At 51.7% G+C, this 17,601-nt stretch carries 13 protein-coding genes, 4 tRNA genes and 1 riboswitch; of the genes, 12 read left to right on the top strand and 5 right to left on the bottom strand.

Annotated features, from left to right (window positions below; genetic code table 11):
* The first annotated feature begins 175 nt into the window (after window positions 1-175).
* From rbr to Q2J39_RS02895, 5 genes are all read left to right on the top strand, one after another.
* Window positions 176-739 (top strand): rubrerythrin, encoded by a 564-nt coding sequence (gene rbr, locus Q2J39_RS02915; protein WP_230268499.1) that lies wholly within the window; start codon window positions 176-178, stop codon window positions 737-739.
* Window positions 740-920: 181 nt separating this feature from the next.
* On the top strand, window positions 921-1,187 hold the full coding sequence (locus Q2J39_RS02910; RefSeq protein ID WP_230268500.1) for a hypothetical protein: 267 nt from the start codon (window positions 921-923) through the stop codon (window positions 1,185-1,187).
* Window positions 1,184-1,780 carry a hypothetical protein gene (locus Q2J39_RS02905; protein WP_230268501.1) on the top strand — a complete coding sequence of 199 codons (597 nt, stop codon included), beginning with the start codon at window positions 1,184-1,186 and terminating at the stop codon, window positions 1,778-1,780. The genes Q2J39_RS02910 and Q2J39_RS02905 overlap by 4 nt, the downstream gene beginning before the upstream one ends.
* Before the next feature lie 151 nt (window positions 1,781-1,931).
* Window positions 1,932-3,062 (top strand): exonuclease SbcCD subunit D, encoded by a 1,131-nt coding sequence (locus tag Q2J39_RS02900; protein WP_230268502.1) that lies wholly within the window; start codon window positions 1,932-1,934, stop codon window positions 3,060-3,062.
* The gene (locus Q2J39_RS02895; RefSeq protein WP_288338725.1) at window positions 3,049-5,688 is read left to right on the top strand and encodes an SMC family ATPase; all 2,640 of its coding nucleotides are present in this window, start codon (window positions 3,049-3,051) and stop codon (window positions 5,686-5,688) included. The genes Q2J39_RS02900 and Q2J39_RS02895 overlap by 14 nt, the downstream gene beginning before the upstream one ends.
* 1,516 nt (window positions 5,689-7,204) lie before the next feature.
* On the opposite strand, the gene Q2J39_RS02890 is transcribed toward Q2J39_RS02895, so the two are convergent.
* The 3 genes from Q2J39_RS02890 to Q2J39_RS02880 form a co-directional block, all read right to left on the bottom strand.
* Window positions 7,205-7,280 (bottom strand) — tRNA-Ala (locus Q2J39_RS02890).
* Window positions 7,281-7,307: 27 nt separating this feature from the next.
* Window positions 7,308-7,384, bottom strand: a tRNA-Ile gene (locus Q2J39_RS02885).
* Between the two features lie 203 nt (window positions 7,385-7,587).
* On the bottom strand, window positions 7,588-8,154 hold the full coding sequence (locus Q2J39_RS02880; RefSeq protein ID WP_288338726.1) for a hypothetical protein: 567 nt from the start codon (window positions 8,152-8,154) through the stop codon (window positions 7,588-7,590).
* A gap of 275 nt (window positions 8,155-8,429) precedes the next feature.
* Here Q2J39_RS02880 and Q2J39_RS02875 point away from each other — a divergent pair.
* The 6 genes from Q2J39_RS02875 to Q2J39_RS02850 all read left to right on the top strand — a co-directional run bounded on the left by Q2J39_RS02875 (window position 8,430) and on the right by Q2J39_RS02850 (window position 12,919).
* Window positions 8,430-8,506 (top strand) — tRNA-Ile (locus Q2J39_RS02875).
* A gap of 27 nt (window positions 8,507-8,533) precedes the next feature.
* Window positions 8,534-8,609, top strand: a tRNA-Ala gene (locus tag Q2J39_RS02870).
* 420 nt (window positions 8,610-9,029) lie between these two features.
* Window positions 9,030-9,275: a helix-turn-helix transcriptional regulator gene (locus Q2J39_RS02865; protein ID WP_230268114.1), complete on the top strand. Its 246-nt coding sequence runs from the start codon at window positions 9,030-9,032 to the stop codon at window positions 9,273-9,275.
* A gap of 159 nt (window positions 9,276-9,434) precedes the next feature.
* Window positions 9,435-10,484, top strand: a complete 1,050-nt coding sequence (locus Q2J39_RS02860) for a CorA family divalent cation transporter (RefSeq protein ID WP_288338727.1) — start codon at window positions 9,435-9,437, stop codon at window positions 10,482-10,484.
* Window positions 10,485-10,622: 138 nt separating this feature from the next.
* The gene (locus Q2J39_RS02855) at window positions 10,623-12,065 is read left to right on the top strand and encodes a S41 family peptidase (RefSeq protein WP_288338728.1); all 1,443 of its coding nucleotides are present in this window, start codon (window positions 10,623-10,625) and stop codon (window positions 12,063-12,065) included.
* 144 nt (window positions 12,066-12,209) lie between these two features.
* Window positions 12,210-12,309, top strand: a riboswitch (THF riboswitch).
* A gap of 49 nt (window positions 12,310-12,358) precedes the next feature.
* Complete coding sequence (locus tag Q2J39_RS02850) at window positions 12,359-12,919, top strand: folate family ECF transporter S component (RefSeq protein ID WP_230268111.1); 561 nt, start codon at window positions 12,359-12,361, stop codon at window positions 12,917-12,919.
* A 218-nt stretch (window positions 12,920-13,137) separates the two neighbouring features.
* Here the strand turns inward: Q2J39_RS02850 and Q2J39_RS02845 are convergent, their stop codons facing one another.
* Window positions 13,138-14,334, bottom strand: coding sequence for a folylpolyglutamate synthase/dihydrofolate synthase family protein (locus Q2J39_RS02845; protein ID WP_230268110.1), 1,197 nt, complete (start codon window positions 14,332-14,334; stop codon window positions 13,138-13,140).
* A 104-nt stretch (window positions 14,335-14,438) separates the two neighbouring features.
* Between Q2J39_RS02845 and ung the strand changes: the two genes are divergently transcribed.
* Window positions 14,439-15,110 carry a uracil-DNA glycosylase gene (gene ung, locus Q2J39_RS02840; RefSeq protein WP_230268109.1) on the top strand — a complete coding sequence of 224 codons (672 nt, stop codon included), beginning with the start codon at window positions 14,439-14,441 and terminating at the stop codon, window positions 15,108-15,110.
* 479 nt (window positions 15,111-15,589) lie between these two features.
* Here ung and uvrB read toward each other — a convergent pair whose 3' ends face one another.
* On the bottom strand, window positions 15,590-17,566 hold the full coding sequence (gene uvrB / locus Q2J39_RS02835) for an excinuclease ABC subunit UvrB (protein ID WP_288338729.1): 1,977 nt from the start codon (window positions 17,564-17,566) through the stop codon (window positions 15,590-15,592).
* Between the last annotated feature and the right edge of the window lie 35 nt (window positions 17,567-17,601).

The raw sequence follows: 17,601 nt of genomic DNA, 5'->3' as shown, positions 1-17,601 counted from the left end.
AAACTAGAAAGGCAAGGCACTGCTCACTTGTGAAGCTTAAGTGAACAGCATTGCTGAGAATCCTTTAAAAAGAGTGTGAAAAAGACGTATGAAAACGCGAATCTTTTTTCCTGAAGGTCAGAGGAAGTGCGGTGGGGGTTTGGTGTTATACTGGAACAAATGGAGGTAATTCCCAATGGAACTGAAAGATTCTCAGACCTGGAAAAATCTCGAAGCTGCGCTCGCAGGTGAGTCCCAGGCATACACCAAGTACCAGTGGTTCGCAGCCCAGGCGAAAAAAGAAGGCTACAACTACATCTCTAACATTTTCACAGAAACATCCGGCAACGAAAAAGCTCATGCGAAAGTATGGTTCAAGTATCTGCACGAAGGACAGGTACCAGATACGCTGACCTGCCTGCAGATGGCTTGGGATGGTGAAGACTACGAAACCACAACCATGTACGCAGACTTCGCTAAAGTCGCTCGTGAAGAAGGCTTTACCGAAATCGCACGCAAAATGGAACTGATCGGTGAAATCGAAGCCCATCACAGAGACAGATACGGCGACATGATGAACCTGATCAAGAACAACCTCGTGTTCGAGAAACCGGAAGAAGTAAACTGGATCTGTCTCAACTGCGGCTATGTAACAAAAGCAAAAGCTGCACCGAAAGTATGCCCAGTCTGCAAACATCCGCAGGGCTGGTTCGAAGCTGTTGTTGACTACAACCAGAACCTTGCTAATCCTTCCCACTAGTTCGGTTTAACCCGAAAGAAAATACAATCGGAAGACACAAAGCCGCTTGCGCAAAACGCTGGCGGCTTTTTCTATGGAAAGAGAGATTGAATTTTTCATCCTTTTCGTGCAGTAAGCACGACGGGGGCAGTATTGAAAAAGTGGCTGATTCTTTTGGCATGGGTTTTGGTACAATAGCCGTATGACTCAGGATATTGTTCGACAGGCCGAGCGGACGATGCGATGGCTGGAAGAAGGCCATACGCTCGTCTTTTCCAATCCGCGCCTTCTGGCTCGAAAAAACGGCGATACGATTGCGATCAGTGCACCCGGCTATACGCTTCGTCTGCGTACTGAGGACTTTGTTTCGCTTTACGGCCATCTGGAATGCGCCGTGCTGAACGAAAAGGAAGGCATCGACGAGCAGAAGGATGAAGAATACTATGCCTGGAGGAGAATCAAGCAATGAAAAAAGAGAAAAAACCAGTACCTGTTATTTATACGACGACCGCGCGCGGCTCGCTGTTTCGCTCCGGATCCGTCAATTCGACGCTTTATTTTGCGATCAATCCGGATCCCGAACTCTTGGAGTCGGAGCCGGAGTACAGAGAATACTTTGAGGAAATGAAGACGAAGGAAATCCCGCAGGCCATCGTCAACAAATTTGTGGTCAGCCAGCCGTTATACATTACCAACGATCGGATTCCGTTTGTGATCTTCAAATCCAACATCGACGAATACAGCCTGAAGGAATTCTGCAAAGCCATCCTGCAGGAATTCAGCTTCCATACCGGAAAGGCGCATACCGGCGTATACGGCTTTGACAAAACGATGTTCCTGGAAATTGGCAAGGAACCGCGTTTCTCGTTTACCCAGCATGGCGACAAGCTGACCCGCAGCGAAGAGATGGAACGCTTTAAAAATCCGCTTGCCTTTGAAGGCGACATGCAGGATCAGGGCATCATGGTGCCGTTTTATGCCTGGAAGGAAGAAAAGAGACGTCTGGCCATTCAGGAGCAGGAAAAAGCAGCCAGCGAAGAGGAAGAAGTCGTTTCCTGGTAAGGCTTTTTCAGACAGAATCAAAACGGCGAACCCGGCGCGGTCCGCCGTTTTTTTACAGGACGGTTTTCGTTTTTAGCCCAGTAAAATCCGAACAGGGAAACGTCCCTGTATCGTAAAGACAGGTTTTACTGGACAGGAGAGGAATGGAATTATGCGAATCATTCATCTGGCCGACCTTCATTTAGGCAAGAAGGTGTTCGGCTACAATCTCGAAGAAGAACAGCGCGACATGCTTGCGCAGGTTTTAGCGCTCGTGGAAGAGAAAAAGACGCATGCGGTACTCCTTTGCGGCGACATTTACGATACCGCCATGCCGCCCGTCAGTGCCGTCGAGCTGCTGGACTGGTTTTTAAACGAGCTGCACAAACGGGGGCAGAGCGTGCTGATGATCAGCGGAAACCACGATTCCGCCGGCCGTCTGAGCTTTGGCTCGCAGCTGCTCGAAGCCTCCGATCTGCATATTGCCTCGGTGTATGACGGATCTGTCCCGTTTGTGGATCTGGAAGAAGGCGAAGAGCGGGTGCGCGTCCATATGCTTCCGTTTATTAAGCCCGTTACCATTCGGGCGGTCCACGAAAGAGAGTGCGCGAGCTGGGATGAAGCAATGGCGATCGCGATGGAAACTGTCGAGCTCGATTCGAGCGTGTCCAATATTCTGATGAGCCATCAGTTTTACATGGGCAGTGAAACGAGCGACAGCGAAACTCATTCGGTCGGTACGCTCGATCAGATTTCGACTTCTTTTCTCGAGCCGTTTGACTATGCGGCGCTCGGTCACCTGCATAAGCCGCAGGCAGTCGGCGATGAGCGCTTTCGCTATCCGGGAAGCCTGCTCAAGTATTCCGCTTCGGAACTGGACTGGCCGCGCGCGTTTACCGTACTGGAAACGCAGCCCGATCACTCGGTGAAAATTGAGCGGATTCCTGCGGTGCCCAAACGGGATTTTGTGCGTCTGCAGGGGACGTTTGATGAAATCGTCAGCCGGGAATTTCGACAGAGCGTCAATCCGGAAGACTACGTCTATATCGTTCTCGAAGATGAGCAGGAAGTGTTCCAGGCGTTTGAAAAGCTCTCCAGCATTTACGAGCGCCTGCTGAAAATAGAATATTCCCATCTTCATAAAGGCATCAGCGAGCAGGATCTTCAAAACGTTCAGACGAAAATGAAATCCTTTGAAGAAATCGCCTGCGAATTTTTTGAACTTCAAAACGGCATCGAACCGTCGCCCCAGCAGAAAGAGGCGCTGTTCGATGCCTGGGAGGCTGTCCATGAAACCGATTAATCTGAAAATGAGCGCGTTTGGTCCGTACGCCCGTACGGAAGAGATCGATTTTCGCGTGTTCGAAAACAAGGGACTCTTTCTGATCAGCGGCGATACCGGTGCCGGCAAAACGACAATTTTTGACGGAATCGTCTACGCGCTTTACGGCGAACTGTCCGGGGATGTACGCAAACCGGGCATGCTTCGTTCCAAATACGCCGATCCGTCCACGGAAACGTATGTAGAACTGGTGTTTGAAGTCGGCGATCAGACGTATACGATCCGCCGTTCGCCAGAATACGAACGCCCAAAAACGCGCGGAACCGGCATGACCAAGCGGCCTTCCAGCGTGGAAATGATTCTTCCTGACCACAAAGCCCTGACCAAGCAGATGGAAGTCAGCGCCAAGGTGCAGGATCTGCTCGGGCTGGATATGAAACAGTTCAAGCAGGTCGCCATTCTGGCGCAGGGCGAATTTCTGAAACTGCTGCTGGCCGGGACGCAGGAGCGTACGGTAATTTTCCGGGAACTGTTCAATACGGTTGAGTACGACCGGCTTCAGAAGGAAATCGCCGAACAGGCCAAAGCGTCCGCCCAGACGTGCACGGGCATGGAAGACGACCTTCGGCGCGCCCGTCAGGCGCTTGAAGGGGTGGATGAGGAAACCCGCGAAGATACGGCCTTGTTAAAAGCCTGGCTCATCCAGCAAAATGCCCGCATGGACCAGCTGGCACAGCGCTTTGAAAAGACCACCAATGAAAATGATGCCCTTCAGAAAAAGGCAGGACGTCTGGAAAGCCAGTCTCTGGAGTACCAGAAATGGAAAAAGGCACGCAGTGCCTGGCAGAGTGCAAAGCCGCAGTTTGACCGGCTGCAGGAAGAAGCACAGAAACTCGAAAGCCAGAAGGAGAAATTCGAGCGCCAGAAAACCGAAGAGAAAAAGCTGGAAGAACAGATCACCCGCTATGATGAAGCCCAGACGGCCAGTACCCAGGCTGCTCAGGCGCAGGCGAAAACGAGACAGGCGGCCCAGCTGGCGGAACAGATGCAAAAGCAGCTCGAAGAACGCACTGGACAGATCCAGGACACAAGAAAATCGCTAGAAGCCTTTTCGCAAAGCGAAGTGGAGCTGGAAAAAGTCAAAGTTCTCTTCGATCAGTTTGAAGAAATCCAGAGTCTGGAAAAGAAGCGTCGGACCGAACAGAAAACGCTGGAACAGGAAGAAGGAAACTGCGGCCGCCTTCTTCGCGAAGCCGATCAGGCTATGGAAAGCTACCGGCAGGCCAGTTCTCTGTTTTTAGCCGGGCAGGCCGGCATTCTCGCCAGTCATCTCGAAGACAGTCACCCATGCCCCGTCTGCGGTTCTCTTTCTCATCCATCGCCGGCTGTTTTGCCGGACAATGTCCCGGATGAAAAAACGGTGCAGAAACTGGAGAAGGCCTCTTCGGCAAGCCGCAATGCGGCAGTGCAGGCCTCTCAGACATGCGCGGTACTGCGCAGCCGGATCGGCCAGTCGGATACGCAGATCGCGGCGCTCAAGGAAAAAATCCCTGCTGAGGAAAGTGCAGAGAAAATTACAGCGCGCAAGGCGGAACTCGAAAAAGAAATTCAGCAGAAAGCCAGACTGAAAAAGCAGCTCGATCAGCTGGAAGCTGCGCAGGAAAAAGAGCAGAAGCAGCTCGAAAGCCAGAAAACACAGCTTGCTTCCCTGCAAAGTCAGGAAGCAGCGGCCGTGCAGAAAGCCAAAGTCCTTCGGGAGCAGCTGAGCATTGAAGATCCGCAGAAAGCGAAGGAAGCTCTGGACAGCCTGCGAAAAGAGCGTGCAGTCTATGAAAAAAATGTGAAGGAAAACCAGGCCCAGCTGCAGCTGGCCCGTCGAGAGATCGACCAGGCGCAGGGCGTGCTGTCCACCTTTGAAAAAGAACCGGAAGATCCTGCCAAAGAGCTGGAGAAAACCAGCTTGCAAAAAGAAGAACTTCGAACCCAGCTGTCCGCCTTGCGAAAAGAGCAGCTCAATCTGCAGGCTCTGGTGCAAAACAACCAGCGCCAGCTGAAAATCTGCGAAAAGATCGAAGCCGATCTGCCGGCCGCACGCAAGGAAGCCGGCATGCTGAAAAATCTGTCCGATACGGTAAACGGTTCGCTGAAGGGCGTGCAGAGAATCAATCTGGAAACGTATGTGCAGACTGCTTTTTTTGAACAGATCATCAACCGCGCCAATACACGGCTTTTCACCATGACCAGCGGACAGTATGAATTGAAACGCGCACAGGACGAAGGCGGCCGTGCCAAGTCCGGTCTGGGCCTGGATGTCTGCGACCATTTCAACGATTCCGTACGGCCGGTACGAAGTCTGTCCGGCGGCGAACAGTTCCTGGCTTCTCTCTGTCTCGCATTGGGTCTCTCGGAAGAGATTCAGGCAAGCGCTGGCGGAGTTCGTCTCGAAACGCTGTTTGTCGACGAAGGCTTTGGATCGCTGGACGAAGAATGCCTCAGCAAAGCAATCGACGCGCTGGGCCAGATTGCATCTTCCCGAATGGTCGGCATCATTTCCCACGTCGAATCTCTGATGAACCGGATCGACAATCAGATTATGGTGCGCAAGGATCCGTCCAAAGGCAGCTATGTGACCATTCAGACAGCCTGAATCTGTTCGTAAAGCGAGGAAAGAAAAAGTACCTCGCCGGGCGGCTGCATAAACTTTCGAAAAACGATAAAGCTTTTGGCCAAAGATAAAGCCAAAGGCTTTTTGTCTGCCAGACTGAAGGGTTATCCCAAAACGACATAGAAGCTTTAGACGCTGCGGGGATTGTTTTCCTCCCTTCGAAAGAAGGTTTCGACGATGAAGCTAAGGAATTTCTCGAACAAGTCAGAAATTTAGAGGTTGAATATGCGCAGGATTATGACAGCCCGCGAGAGAAATTGTTCTGAATATGCGGTGATCTAGCCGATAAAATCCAAGATCAAATCGCCCCATAACGGATCAAAGTCAGAAAAATGTGGCAGCTCTGGTGAAATAGAACTTAACAAGTTTAGGGCTCCAGTCGAATCTCTCGAGCATGCAGCGGTACGAACGTCATTAAAGACAGACGGTTTTAGCTCTTTTATGTTCAGTGCACTTCTCCCGGCATTTTACTGCCGGTCGATTTAGATGTAGACATTTTTATGAAAAGTAAAGTTTCGTAGAATGGATTTGTTCTGTCCGTTCGCTGACAAAAGCTTTATTCACCGCGTTTCTGGCAATAAAGTAAGGCAAGATCAAAAGCGGCTCTCAGAAAAAAACTCTCTACGGGGAGAAATTTGAAAAACGAATGCACTGTATGGCGTTAAGTTCGTTGTTATGGCTTTAACCAGTACGAACCGGGTTGAGACGCCTCCTGGGAGTACCGGTTAGCATGCCGCTCCATTCTTTTGCAGAAAGGGGAATAATCTTGGAATCTTTTGATTAGGATTTGGTTGAAAGATACGTACGATTGTTTTTACCAACGGCGATGCTCGGCGGGTATGGATCGGAAATGTGACAAAAGCTGGCGATCATCCTATCGAAACGGATGACACGATAGGTGTCACGGAAGCTGATGAGAGCTTTAATGCTTATTTCCCTGATGAAATAGAATCCATTGAATTTGTGGACCCCTAACCGGGTCTTTTTCTTTCGGTAGAGGCTGTCTGTTTATGTGCAACAGAACCAATTCGATCCGACAGTCCCTGAATAAGTGCGCTTTGATGGAGCCATAGAATTTGAGGGGAATTGAAATTCTGAGTGCTTTAAAGGATGGGTATACAGTTGGTTGAAAACTGCTCATAGTTCTGTCTCTGCGGTTTCCAAAAGATCTATTTCTTTTGAGTAACAGACCGAACAAACCGTTCGCAGTCTTGCTTGTTCCCCGGTCTTAAGGCATGAACTTGAAATTTTGGGTAACCCCCGTAAGAAACGAAACCGTTCTGGAAAAGCCGTCTTCTTAAGGCCAAAACGGGCCGGGTTTTACCGGCAGAAATAAGCATCGCGTTCGGCAGAGATAACTATCGACGAGAAGGATAAAAAGAATTTTATGCTTCAGAAGATTCTGCATTTCTGTTTCCGTTCATCCAAAATGAAGCCTTCTACGATCAAATGGGTATAAAAAAACCTTCAGGCAGTTACCTGAAGGTAAATTTACGAATGGTGGAGCGTAGGAGGATCGAACTCCTGACCCCCTGCGTGCAAAGCAGGTGCTCTCCCAGCTGAGCTAACACCCCACATAGAGTAAGAAAAAATAAATAAAATGGTGGGCCTGAATGGACTCGAACCAGCGACCTCATCCTTATCAGGGATGCGCTCTAACCACCTGAGCTACAGGCCCAATTGCTTAACGCCTGATTAGAATATCATCGCCTTAAGAAAAGGTCAAACATTTTATTTCATTTTCCATAATTGTTTTGAATGAGGCGAGCGATGAAAACCGTCCATGCCGCTGCTCCCCCGGCACACCATGGATACCGCAGGTGCACCCGGAGGCGTATCAGGAGGCTGCATCGAACGCAACGAAACATCTAGAAAAGCGCATCAGTGACGGAAGGCATCCAGATCGATCGCGGCACCGATCGCGTCCAGAATCCAGCCCAGCGACACTTCTACCCGGCTCAGCAATTCTGCAGCGACGATTCCTTTATAGCCGTACGTGTAAAAGTCGCCGCCAAACGTAGTGGAAGACAGCGGAGAGCCGGCGGTTCCGATTCGAAAAATGCCGATCACGATAATAATCGTTCCCACGATCAGGCGGATCCGTCTGTACCGGGCCTTAGAATCGTTATCGGTTGTCTGTTCGGCTGGATCCTGTACATTCTTTTCCAGACTGGGATTGGGATCTTTGGAATCGGATGAATCCGCCGCCTGCTGATCCGGAACAGACGGCATTTTGGACTCCGACTGTGCAGAAGCAGGATGGTCTAAAGTGACATCCGCCGTGCAGGGCTGTTCCGGGCTTTCGGACACGTCTTTCTTCTGTTCTGCAGGTGCCATTTCCTGCGGAAGGGAGGATCTGGCTTCTTCCTGGTTTTTAAAAGAAGCAGTGCAGGAGAGGCAAAACGAAGAATTGTCTTCAGCGACAGCACCGCATCTTGGGCATTTCATATTTTTTCTTTCGCTTTGATCGCGCACAGAAAAGCAGAACTGCCCGCCGCAATCGACAGCAACTATTCTATATTGATCGGAATCCCATCTTATAAGAATTACGAAACATAGATTATTGCGTATTTCACGGAAAGCGAAAGAACGGACACCGTTTTCCCTCCGCCCTGCGCTGTTCTCCGTTTCCATTCCCCTCATTCGATTTTTTTAGATTTTTGAAGCATTTTTGTTTGACCCGCATGGGAGCTTTTGTTAATATGATTGAGCAATCGGGAAACGGGCCTGTAGCTCAGGTGGTTAGAGCGCATCCCTGATAAGGATGAGGTCGCTGGTTCGAGTCCATTCAGGCCCACCATTTTATTTATTTTTTCTTACTCTATGTGGGGTGTTAGCTCAGCTGGGAGAGCACCTGCTTTGCACGCAGGGGGTCAGGAGTTCGATCCTCCTACGCTCCACCATTTTTAGAAACTATACGGATACCTTTCTCGGTTCATGGAATTAAAGAGGTATCCGCTTTTTTACGATCAGGTATTCGTTTTATTTTTTTAACTGGCGATTTTCTTCGAATCCACAGATCGAAATCGGAAAGTGCACGTTTTGTTCGCTTTTTTGAATGTTCGGTCTGGTCCGAATCCGACTGGAACTTGTAAAAATCGGCAGAAAAAAGTGTCGGGAAAGATTTACCGGATTCCTTTCAATGTATCCGAAATCGTTGCTTCTTTTGTCCGTTTTGCTTGTTTCAGTCAAGTTCAGACGTACTGTCGATGATTGGCACGATTGTATTAATATGATTGAACTCAACTTATTTGTGGAAAAAATAATATTCAAATCAGATGAAAACTGTATAATTCATATCATAAGGACAGGAGAAGTTGATCATGATACGGAACAATCTGGAGGTTGACATTAAAGTCAAGTGCGTGGAAGCAGGGCTTGTTCAGCGTACACTCGCCGAGAAACTGGGCGTGACGTCGCAGTACGTCAATCACATCATTAAGAAAAAAGACGGGCTGGTGAATAAGACATTTATTCAGATCATGGAAGGTCTCGGGTATGATGTCGAACTTCGATATGTTCCCAAGAGTGAACGAACCGAAGAGGAAGAAAGCAGGAACGGAGGATGAATTTCCTCCGATTTTTTTTGCTTATTTTTCTTTGGAAAAGACAGAGAAGGTACAGCCTGAATCTGTATCGATTGGAACGGCGATCTGCTTTTTCGGTTTTCACAGCCTTCGCGCCGCTAAAAGACAGGTAGAGTGGACTTAAAAAGAGGTGTGCATTTTATGAATATCTGCTGGAACAGGGCGCATCCCGATCAGGCGCTGCTGATTTTGAGCAGCGAGGAAGCCTGCAAGAGAAATCCGGAATATTTCACCGGCGAAACGCTGCCGGATCTGAGTCATCCGATTCGCTTCTGCCGCATTCTGTACGATCGCGGCGTGCTTTCGGGTACGTTTGTCATTCCGCGCAAGGAACAGCCGATCGCGGATCGCATGAGCTTTGCGTTTGTTCTGGAAAATGACAGTCTTTGCTTTATCAGCGACGAAAAGGCGTTTCACAGCTATTTGCAGGCGTTTATGGACGAATACACGCTCGATATCTGCAGCGCCTTTCAGTTTCTGCTGCGCTTCATGAACTACATGATTCAGGAAGATGTGTACTTTCTTGAGGATTACAACGAAAAGCTCGAAACGATTGAGGAAAACATTTTCGAAAACAAGGAATCGGGCATGGAACGCTACATCATGATGACACGGCGTGACATGAACATTCTCGGCAACTACTACCTGCAGCTGACCGCGGTCGGCCATACGATGCAGGAGACGATCATCCCGCAGGATCAGCCCAATGAAAACGCGATGATCTCGCTGTTTCTGGCCAACAGTACGCAGCTCGAAAATCTGGCAAGCACGATCAAGGACTATACGTCCCAGATCTGGAATCTGCGGCAGACGCAGCTGTCGGACCGCCAGAACAAAGTCAGTACGCTGCTGACGATCATTTCGACGGTTTTCCTGCCGCTGACGTTCCTGACCGGCTGGTACGGCATGAACTTCCAGGACATGCCGCTGATCAAATACAGCCATGGATATGCGGTCATTATTGTAGTGATGCTGGTGATTGCGGCCGGCGAAATTCTGTATCTGCGCAAGCGGCGCTGGCTCGGATCGGACAAGGCGAAAAAGGAAAACGTCTTCCATCATGACAAAAGCCTGGATAAGAAGCTTCACAAAGCGATTCGTGAAGATCATAAGCAGGCGCGCAAGGATGAAAAAGCCGACGAGGCGCAGGCAAAGGCGTTCCATCCCAAAGACGACCGTCCCGGCGAGTAAACCGAATTGAATTTACCAAGCGTGCCCTTTCGGGCACGTTTTGTTTGAAATACGGGCGTGGTATAGTGCATACGGGCTTTTGCCTGTGCGCATGGATCGGCGCCCTGAAAGCGCAAATCCGTGCCAAGGAGGTCTATTTTGAAGAAAACGATGCATTCAATCGTAAATCGAAGCCTTTCTCTGACACTTGGCGTGCTGATGAGCTTCTCTCTGGCGGGCTGTTCCGGCTATCGCTTCATGGGAGCGGCCAGCGAGGCACAGGCGGTTAAGGATACCACCAAGTATGAAGAAGTGAAGAACATTCTGGAAAACGAATGGTACTACGGCGCCGACAACCCGAATCTCGACAGCGAGCTGACGGAAAAGGCGCTCGAGGGCATGACGAGTTTCGAAAACGATCCGCATACGATGTACCTGCCGCTCGATCGTTCGACCGACTACAGCCAGCAGCTCGCTGGAAACAATGTCGGCCTGGGAGTGGTCTGCTATCAGAACGCCGGGCAGCCGATGCGGCTGAAATCGATTTTTATCAATTCGCCGGCGGATGAAGCCGGACTGAAAGCCGGCGATGAAATTTTGAAAATCGATGATCTTGACGGAACGGGAACGCCGCTCGATCAGATCATCGAATACATTAAGGGCAAGCCGAATACATCGGTGCACCTTACGGTGCGCCGCGACGGCCAGACGCTGGAAATGGATCTTACCCCGGCCCAATACGATTCCACAGTCGCGTTTGATGTCGAAGACGGCTATGGTCTGGTGAATCTTTCGTCCTTTTCCCAGAATTCGGGAAAAGACGCGGTTGAGGCGTTCAAGCGCCTGGAAGAAGCCGGCACGAAAAATCTGATCCTCGATCTGCGCGGCAATACCGGCGGCTATCTGCACGCCATGCAGACGATCGCTTCCGCGTTTCTGCCTGCCGACAGCGTGCTGTTCAAGGAAAAGCTGCGTGACGGCACCGTGCGCGAAATTACCGTCGCCGATGACAGCTATCAGGCGAACTTTGATCACGTGTACATTTTGCAGAACGGGCTGACGGCCAGTTCCTCGGAAGTGCTGATCGGCGCTCTGAAAGATCAGATCCCGGACAAGGTCACGACGATCGGATCGAAAACGTACGGCAAGGGCACGGAACAGCTGAACAAAGTCTTTGATGACGGAACTACGCTCAAATACACCGTCGCCGAATGGCTGACGCCAAACGGAACGTCGGTCAACATGGTCGGCATCGAACCGGACGTACCGGTTGAAGTCGAAGAATACCAGAGCGTCGGCTACCGGCTGATGAACGAAGACGAAGAGCCGATCCGGCCGGATACGGTGAACGACAACGCCGCGGCGCTGCAGATTTTCCTGCGCGAGCTCGGCTATCCGGCGGTACGCGGCGACAATTACTATTCGCCCGAAAGCGAAGCGGCTCTGCGCCAGTTCCAGAGCGATAACGATCTGGAAACGACCGGCGAAGCGGATGCGAAAACGTTCGCGCTGCTCGTCCAGAAAGTCTCGGAAAAGATCAATACCGAAGGCTACGACAGCGATACGGTGTTCCAGAAAGCGCTCGAGCTGATGAATTCCTGAAAAAATAACGCTTTGTTCCTGTACAGGCGGTCTATTCGGAGTCTTTCGAAAGGCCGCCTGTTTTTTGATACAAAGCGAGTCGGAACTTGCACGGTCCGGCGGGCTTCGTTGACAGAGTGGAGAGCCTCTGGCTATAGTGCATGCGACAGAGTAAGGAAACAGGCGTCAAGTGTGCCGGAAATGGGGAGTCGGTCCGGCAACGAAAAGGGTTACCCTTGCGGTTTGTTTCCTGCATCCCGCTGCACAAGAAGGAACCCTCCTTTTTTCTGCAACGAGGAAAGGAGGAATATGTCATGAAAATCAAATCGCTTTTCGAATGGAAAAGCGCCCGTCTGTCCGTCCGTTCCATCGCGGGCATGGCGATGCTTTGCGCCCTGTATGTGGTGCTCAATATGTTTTCGATTTCCCTGAGTGCGACGCTTGAGATTCGCTTCTCGTTCATCGCGCTCGCGCTGAGCTGCGCGCTCTACGGGTTCTTGCCCAATCTGATCTTCTGCTTCGTGGCGGATCTTCTCGGCTTTCTCGCCCATCCGACCGGACCGTACATGCCGTTTTATGCGATGGTGCTCATGGTCAAGGCGCTCATTTACACCCTGTTCTTTTACGGACAGAAAAATGTGAGCGTATGGCGCATCGTTCTCGGGGAGGCGGTGGCCATTCTGGTCTGCAACGTGATTCTTACCCCCCTGGTGCTGACCATGCTTTACGGCACGCCGTACTGGATTCTGGTGACTGGCCGCCTGCTGAAAAACCTGATCGCCTGGCCGCTCAACTCCATTATGCTGTTCTTGAGCATGCGTCTGCTTCCAGCGCTCAGTGCCCGCACGCAGCTGCGCTCCTCGCATGCAGCCTGAAGCCGATCCCCAAAGCGAGTACATAAACCGAAAACAAAGCGGAAAGTATACGAAAAATACAAATAAAACCGATAAAAAAGACGCCTCTTCGAACCGACCTCGAAGAGGCGTCTTTGCCTAGAAACAGCAAGTCACCCGGGATGCAGCAACGCAGAATTGCAGAATCGCGGAAATGCCGGAATGAGGGGAAGCCGGATCCGCGCAAGTCCGGCTTTGACTCAGGCAGAGGGGGCCTGGTCAATGGCCGCATGCAGAGCCTGAAGAACTTCTCCTGCAAAATAGAGCGAACCGCATACGAGAGTATTTTTATTCGTGCTTTTCAGGCGCTCAAGCAGCGTATCGAAGGAAAGAACATCGAGGTTTTCCTTTTGCGCGAGCGTATCGAGCCGGGCCAGACGCTGCGATTCGAAATGGACAAGATGAATGTCCGGCGCAATCGTTTGCAGCCTTGCGATCATTTCGCGGGCCTGCTTGTCGGCAAGAACGGAAAAGAAAATCTGATCGATGCTCCAGCCGCCTTCCTGAAGACTTTTGCAGAGGGCGTCTATGCCGTTGGCGTTGTGGGCGCCATCTACAAAAAGCAGCGGATGGCTGCGGACGATCTGAAAGCGGGCGGGCCAGAAAAAGCGATCGATGGCCTGTTTCTGCTCGTCTGGCGTGAAAGAGAAGCCGGCCTGTTCGAGCAGCGTTCGCGCGCAAAGATAGTTTTCTTTCTGATAGGCGGGAAGTGCCGGATTCCACAGGGGATCAAGCGGGGAAAAATCGCGCGAAATTTCGATCAGAGTCGCGTGCTTCGTTTTGGCGGCGTCCTGAAATACGCGCAGGCAGGCGGGATCCTGCTCCGCGGTAACTAGAGTCATGCCTTCCTGAATGATGCCCGCTTTGGCCTGGGCAATCTCGGTTTTGGTCGAACCGAGCAGCCCCATGTGATCCAGGCCGATCGATGTGATGATGCCCCACGGATAGTCGAGAGCCGTGGTGGCGTCGCGCGTTCCGCCAAGACCGGTTTCCATGAGGACAAAATCGGGGCGGACTTCCTGAAAGAGGGCGCAGGCCATGAAGAGATCCATTTCAAACATCGTCATGTCGCGCGCTTTAAACGTTCTGGCGTACCGGTCGTAAAGTTCTTCCCATCGATCCATGGAAATCGGCTTCTGATTCAGACGGAACCGCTCGCTGTGAACCACTAGGTGCGGGGAAATGAAAGCGCCGGTGCCCAAGCCTTTCTGGGCGAGCAGCAGTTCCAGCCAGGTGATGACGGAACCTTTTCCGTTGGTGCCGGCGACGTGAATCGAATGGGGGAAAGGGGAGGGGCCAAAGTCTTCGGCCAGCCATCCTCTCAGCTGATCGAGAGAATGGTTCAGGCCTTTGTGCCGTTCCATTTCCTCGACTTTCTGCATGCATGTATTCGTCATGGCTATAATGATAAGACGAGGCACAGAAAACAGCCAGCCGGCAAAGCCCCCCCCTTCCAAATCGAAGGGGCGTGTACAGACGTGCTGGAGAAGGGAGAAACTGCATGGAATGGAAAGATGTCATGGAAGAAGAACTTCAAAACGGAACGTTAGGACCGATTCGGGCGTTTCTCGAACAGGCGTACGCGTCTTCTCCCGTCTACCCCGCAAAGGAAAACATTTTTAAGGCACTGGAAATGACTCCGCTCGATCAGGTCAAAGTCGTGATTCTCGGTCAGGATCCGTATCACGAACCGGGTCAGGCGCAGGGATATTCCTTTTCGGTGCCTTCACAGGTGCGCATTCCGCCTTCCCTGCAGAACATTTACAAGGAACTGAGCGCGGAATATCAGGTTCCGGTGTATCGCACGGGCAATCTGTCCGACTGGGCGGCGCAGGGCGTGCTGCTGCTCAACTCGATTATGACGGTGGAGCAGGGCAAGCCGCTTTCCCATTCAAAAATCGGCTGGCAGAAATTTACGGACGATCTGATCCGGGTGCTCAACAAACAGGATCAGCCGATCGTCTTTCTGCTCTGGGGCGGTCACGCCCGCAAGGCGAAGGCGCTGCTTGACAATCCGAATCATCTGGTGCTGGAAGCCGCGCATCCTTCGCCGCTTTCGGCCAACCGCGGCTTTTTCGGGTGCAATCATTTCGTGAAAGCCAACCAGTTTTTGCAGGAACACGGAAAGGAACCCATTTTCTGGACTGAGGATAACAGGCAAATGGCCGACTGACGGCAAGCCCTCTTTTTACAATGAAGACAGAAATGCAAACGCCTGTCTGAAAGAGAGGGAGACCTATGAAAAAGAAAACGCCGTATGGCAAATGGATTTTCTGGACTGTGATCGGCATTGCCGCCCTGATCGGTCTGTATTTCAGCCTGATGCCTCATTAAGAAAGAAACTGTCCCTTCGCAGCAGTTTTGCGAAAGGAAACAAGGACATAAAAAGAAACAGAAAAATGGTGCACGCTCCATGGTTTGGAGAATGCACCATTTTTTAACGGGAAATCGAGGAACTTGGCCGGATTCCTGCCGGCACGTTCCTGCGGGATCCTTTTTTGCGGGCTGTGTTCTGCAGGTCTGGCTGTCGGACGGATTTTCCGTGTTTTCTGTTTTTGGATTTTCCGGCTTTTCGTTTATTGCTTATTGCTTATTGCTTGCTGCTTATCGCTTTTTGCTTTTCTGATTTTTGGATGCAGGCTTCGTCTGATATCAGGCGTCGGCCTTGAGCTCGAGAATCATGTCGCGCAGTTCGGCTGCGCGTTCGAATTCGAGATTGCTGGCGGCCTGCCGCATTTCGGCTTCGAGTTCCTGAATGTATTTGGCCGTATCCTTTTTGGAAAGCTTCTGCTTTCTTCGCAGGTAGCGGGCCGTCATTTCCTTCGTTTCCTTGGAATGAACGACTTCGCGGATCGGCTTGATGATCGTTTTCGGCACGATGCCATGCTCTTCGTTGTACGCCATCTGAATGGAACGGCGACGGGCGGTTTCGTCGATCGCGTAGCGCATGGATTCGGTAATGGAATCGCCGTACAAAATGACTTTGCCTTCGGCGTTTCGCGCGGCACGGCCGATGATCTGAACGAGCGAGCGCTTGGAGCGCAGGAAGCCTTCCTTGTCCGCGTCGAGAATGGCGATCAGGGAAACTTCCGGAATGTCGAGGCCTTCTCGAAGCAGGTTGATGCCGACGAGCACATCGTACTTGCCGCGGCGCAGATCCTGAATGATCTCGGTTCGTTCGATCGTTTTGACTTCGTGATGCAGCCAGGCCACCTTAATGTCGAGATTTTTCAGATACTCGGTGAGGTCTTCGGCCATGCGTACCGTAAGGGTGGTAATGAGCGTGCGCTCGCCTTTGGCGATGCGGTCGCGGATTTCGCCGACGAGGTCGTCGATCTGTCCTTCGGTCGGGCGGACTTCAACGATGGGATCGAGAAGACCGGTCGGACGAATGATCTGTTCGACGATTTCGCCTTCGGTCTGTTCGAGTTCATAGTCGCCGGGCGTGGCGGATACGTAAATGGACTGCGGGGCCTTTTCTTCAAATTCCGAAAACGTCAGCGGACGGTTGTCGAGAGCGGACGGCAGACGGAACCCGTAGTCGACCAGCGTCTGCTTGCGGGCGCGGTCGCCGTTGAACATGCCGCGGATCTGCGGCAGGGAAACGTGGGATTCATCGACGATCATCAGAAAGTCGTCGGGGAAATAGTCAAAAAGGGTGTACGGCGTTTCGCCCGCTTTGCGGCCGTCGATGTGCCGGGAATAGTTTTCAATGCCCGGGCACACGCCGAATTCGCGCAGTGCTTCGATGTCGTAGCGGCAGCGCTGTTCGAGGCGCTCCTTTTCCAGCGGCTTGCCGGCGTCTTCAAAATATTCCAGACGGTCTTCAAGTTCCGCCTCGATGGAATTGGCGGCGCGTTCCATGATGTCCATGCTCGTGGCGTAGCCGCTGGCCGGATACAGGTTATAGAGGTTGTACGCCTGAATGAGCTGGCCGGTGAGCGGGTTGACTTCGCAGATCCGCTCGATTTCATCGCCGAACATTTCGATGCGGATTAAAAAGCGGTCCGTATAGCCCGGGGAAATTTCGATGACATCGCCCCGCACGCGAAACGTACCGCGCGCCGGTTCCATGTCGTTGCGCTTGTACTGCTGGGCGATCAGACGGGAGAGCAGGCTCTGACGGTCAATCTGCTCGCCGACACGGATCGTGTCGATCATGTTTTCGTACTGGGCCGGGTCCGAAGCACCGTAAATGCAGGCGACCGAAGCGACGATGATCGTATCGCGCCGGTGCAGAACGGAGTTGACCGCGGCCATGCGAAGCATGTCGAGCTCTTCGTTAGTTTTCGTGTTTTTATCGATGTACGTATCGGTTTTGGGCATGTACGCTTCCGGCTGGTAATAATCGAAGTAGGAAACGAAGTATTCCACCCGGTTGTTCGGGAAAAATTCCTTCAGCTCGGCGTACAGCTGGCTGGCGAGCGTTTTATTGTGGGCGAATACAAGCGTGGGCTTGTTGACCGCCGCGATGACGTTGGAAATGGTGTAGGTCTTGCCGGTACCGGTGGCGCCAAGCAGAACCTGATGCTTCTTGCCGGCCTGGATGCCTTCGACCAGCTCGGCAATGGCCTGCGGCTGATCACCGGCAGGGGGATAAGGAGAAACAAGTTCAAATTTTTCGTCCATAGTTCATCCTTTCTAGTCAGGCAGACCGCCATAGG

Source organism: uncultured Allobaculum sp. (assembly GCF_948576815.1).
In the GTDB taxonomy this organism is placed as follows: domain Bacteria; phylum Bacillota_I; class Bacilli_A; order Erysipelotrichales; family Erysipelotrichaceae; genus Allobaculum; species Allobaculum fili.
Note: the sequence above shows the minus strand (reverse complement) of the source record. Positions and strands in the feature narration are given on the sequence as shown.

Coding starts and splice junctions, on each gene's coding strand:
- rbr (WP_230268499.1), top strand. CDS start 176: ATGGAACTGAAAGATTCTCAGACCTGGAAAAATCTCGAAGCTGCGCTC.
- Q2J39_RS02910 (WP_230268500.1), top strand. CDS start 921: ATGACTCAGGATATTGTTCGACAGGCCGAGCGGACGATGCGATGGCTG.
- Q2J39_RS02905 (WP_230268501.1), top strand. CDS start 1,184: ATGAAAAAAGAGAAAAAACCAGTACCTGTTATTTATACGACGACCGCG.
- Q2J39_RS02900 (WP_230268502.1), top strand. CDS start 1,932: ATGCGAATCATTCATCTGGCCGACCTTCATTTAGGCAAGAAGGTGTTC.
- Q2J39_RS02895 (WP_288338725.1), top strand. CDS start 3,049: ATGAAACCGATTAATCTGAAAATGAGCGCGTTTGGTCCGTACGCCCGT.
- Q2J39_RS02880 (WP_288338726.1), bottom strand. CDS start 8,154: ATGAAATGCCCAAGATGCGGTGCTGTCGCTGAAGACAATTCTTCGTTT.
- Q2J39_RS02865 (WP_230268114.1), top strand. CDS start 9,030: ATGATACGGAACAATCTGGAGGTTGACATTAAAGTCAAGTGCGTGGAA.
- Q2J39_RS02860 (WP_288338727.1), top strand. CDS start 9,435: ATGAATATCTGCTGGAACAGGGCGCATCCCGATCAGGCGCTGCTGATT.
- Q2J39_RS02850 (WP_230268111.1), top strand. CDS start 12,359: ATGAAAATCAAATCGCTTTTCGAATGGAAAAGCGCCCGTCTGTCCGTC.
- Q2J39_RS02845 (WP_230268110.1), bottom strand. CDS start 14,334: ATGACGAATACATGCATGCAGAAAGTCGAGGAAATGGAACGGCACAAA.
- ung (WP_230268109.1), top strand. CDS start 14,439: ATGGAATGGAAAGATGTCATGGAAGAAGAACTTCAAAACGGAACGTTA.
- uvrB (WP_288338729.1), bottom strand. CDS start 17,566: ATGGACGAAAAATTTGAACTTGTTTCTCCTTATCCCCCTGCCGGTGAT.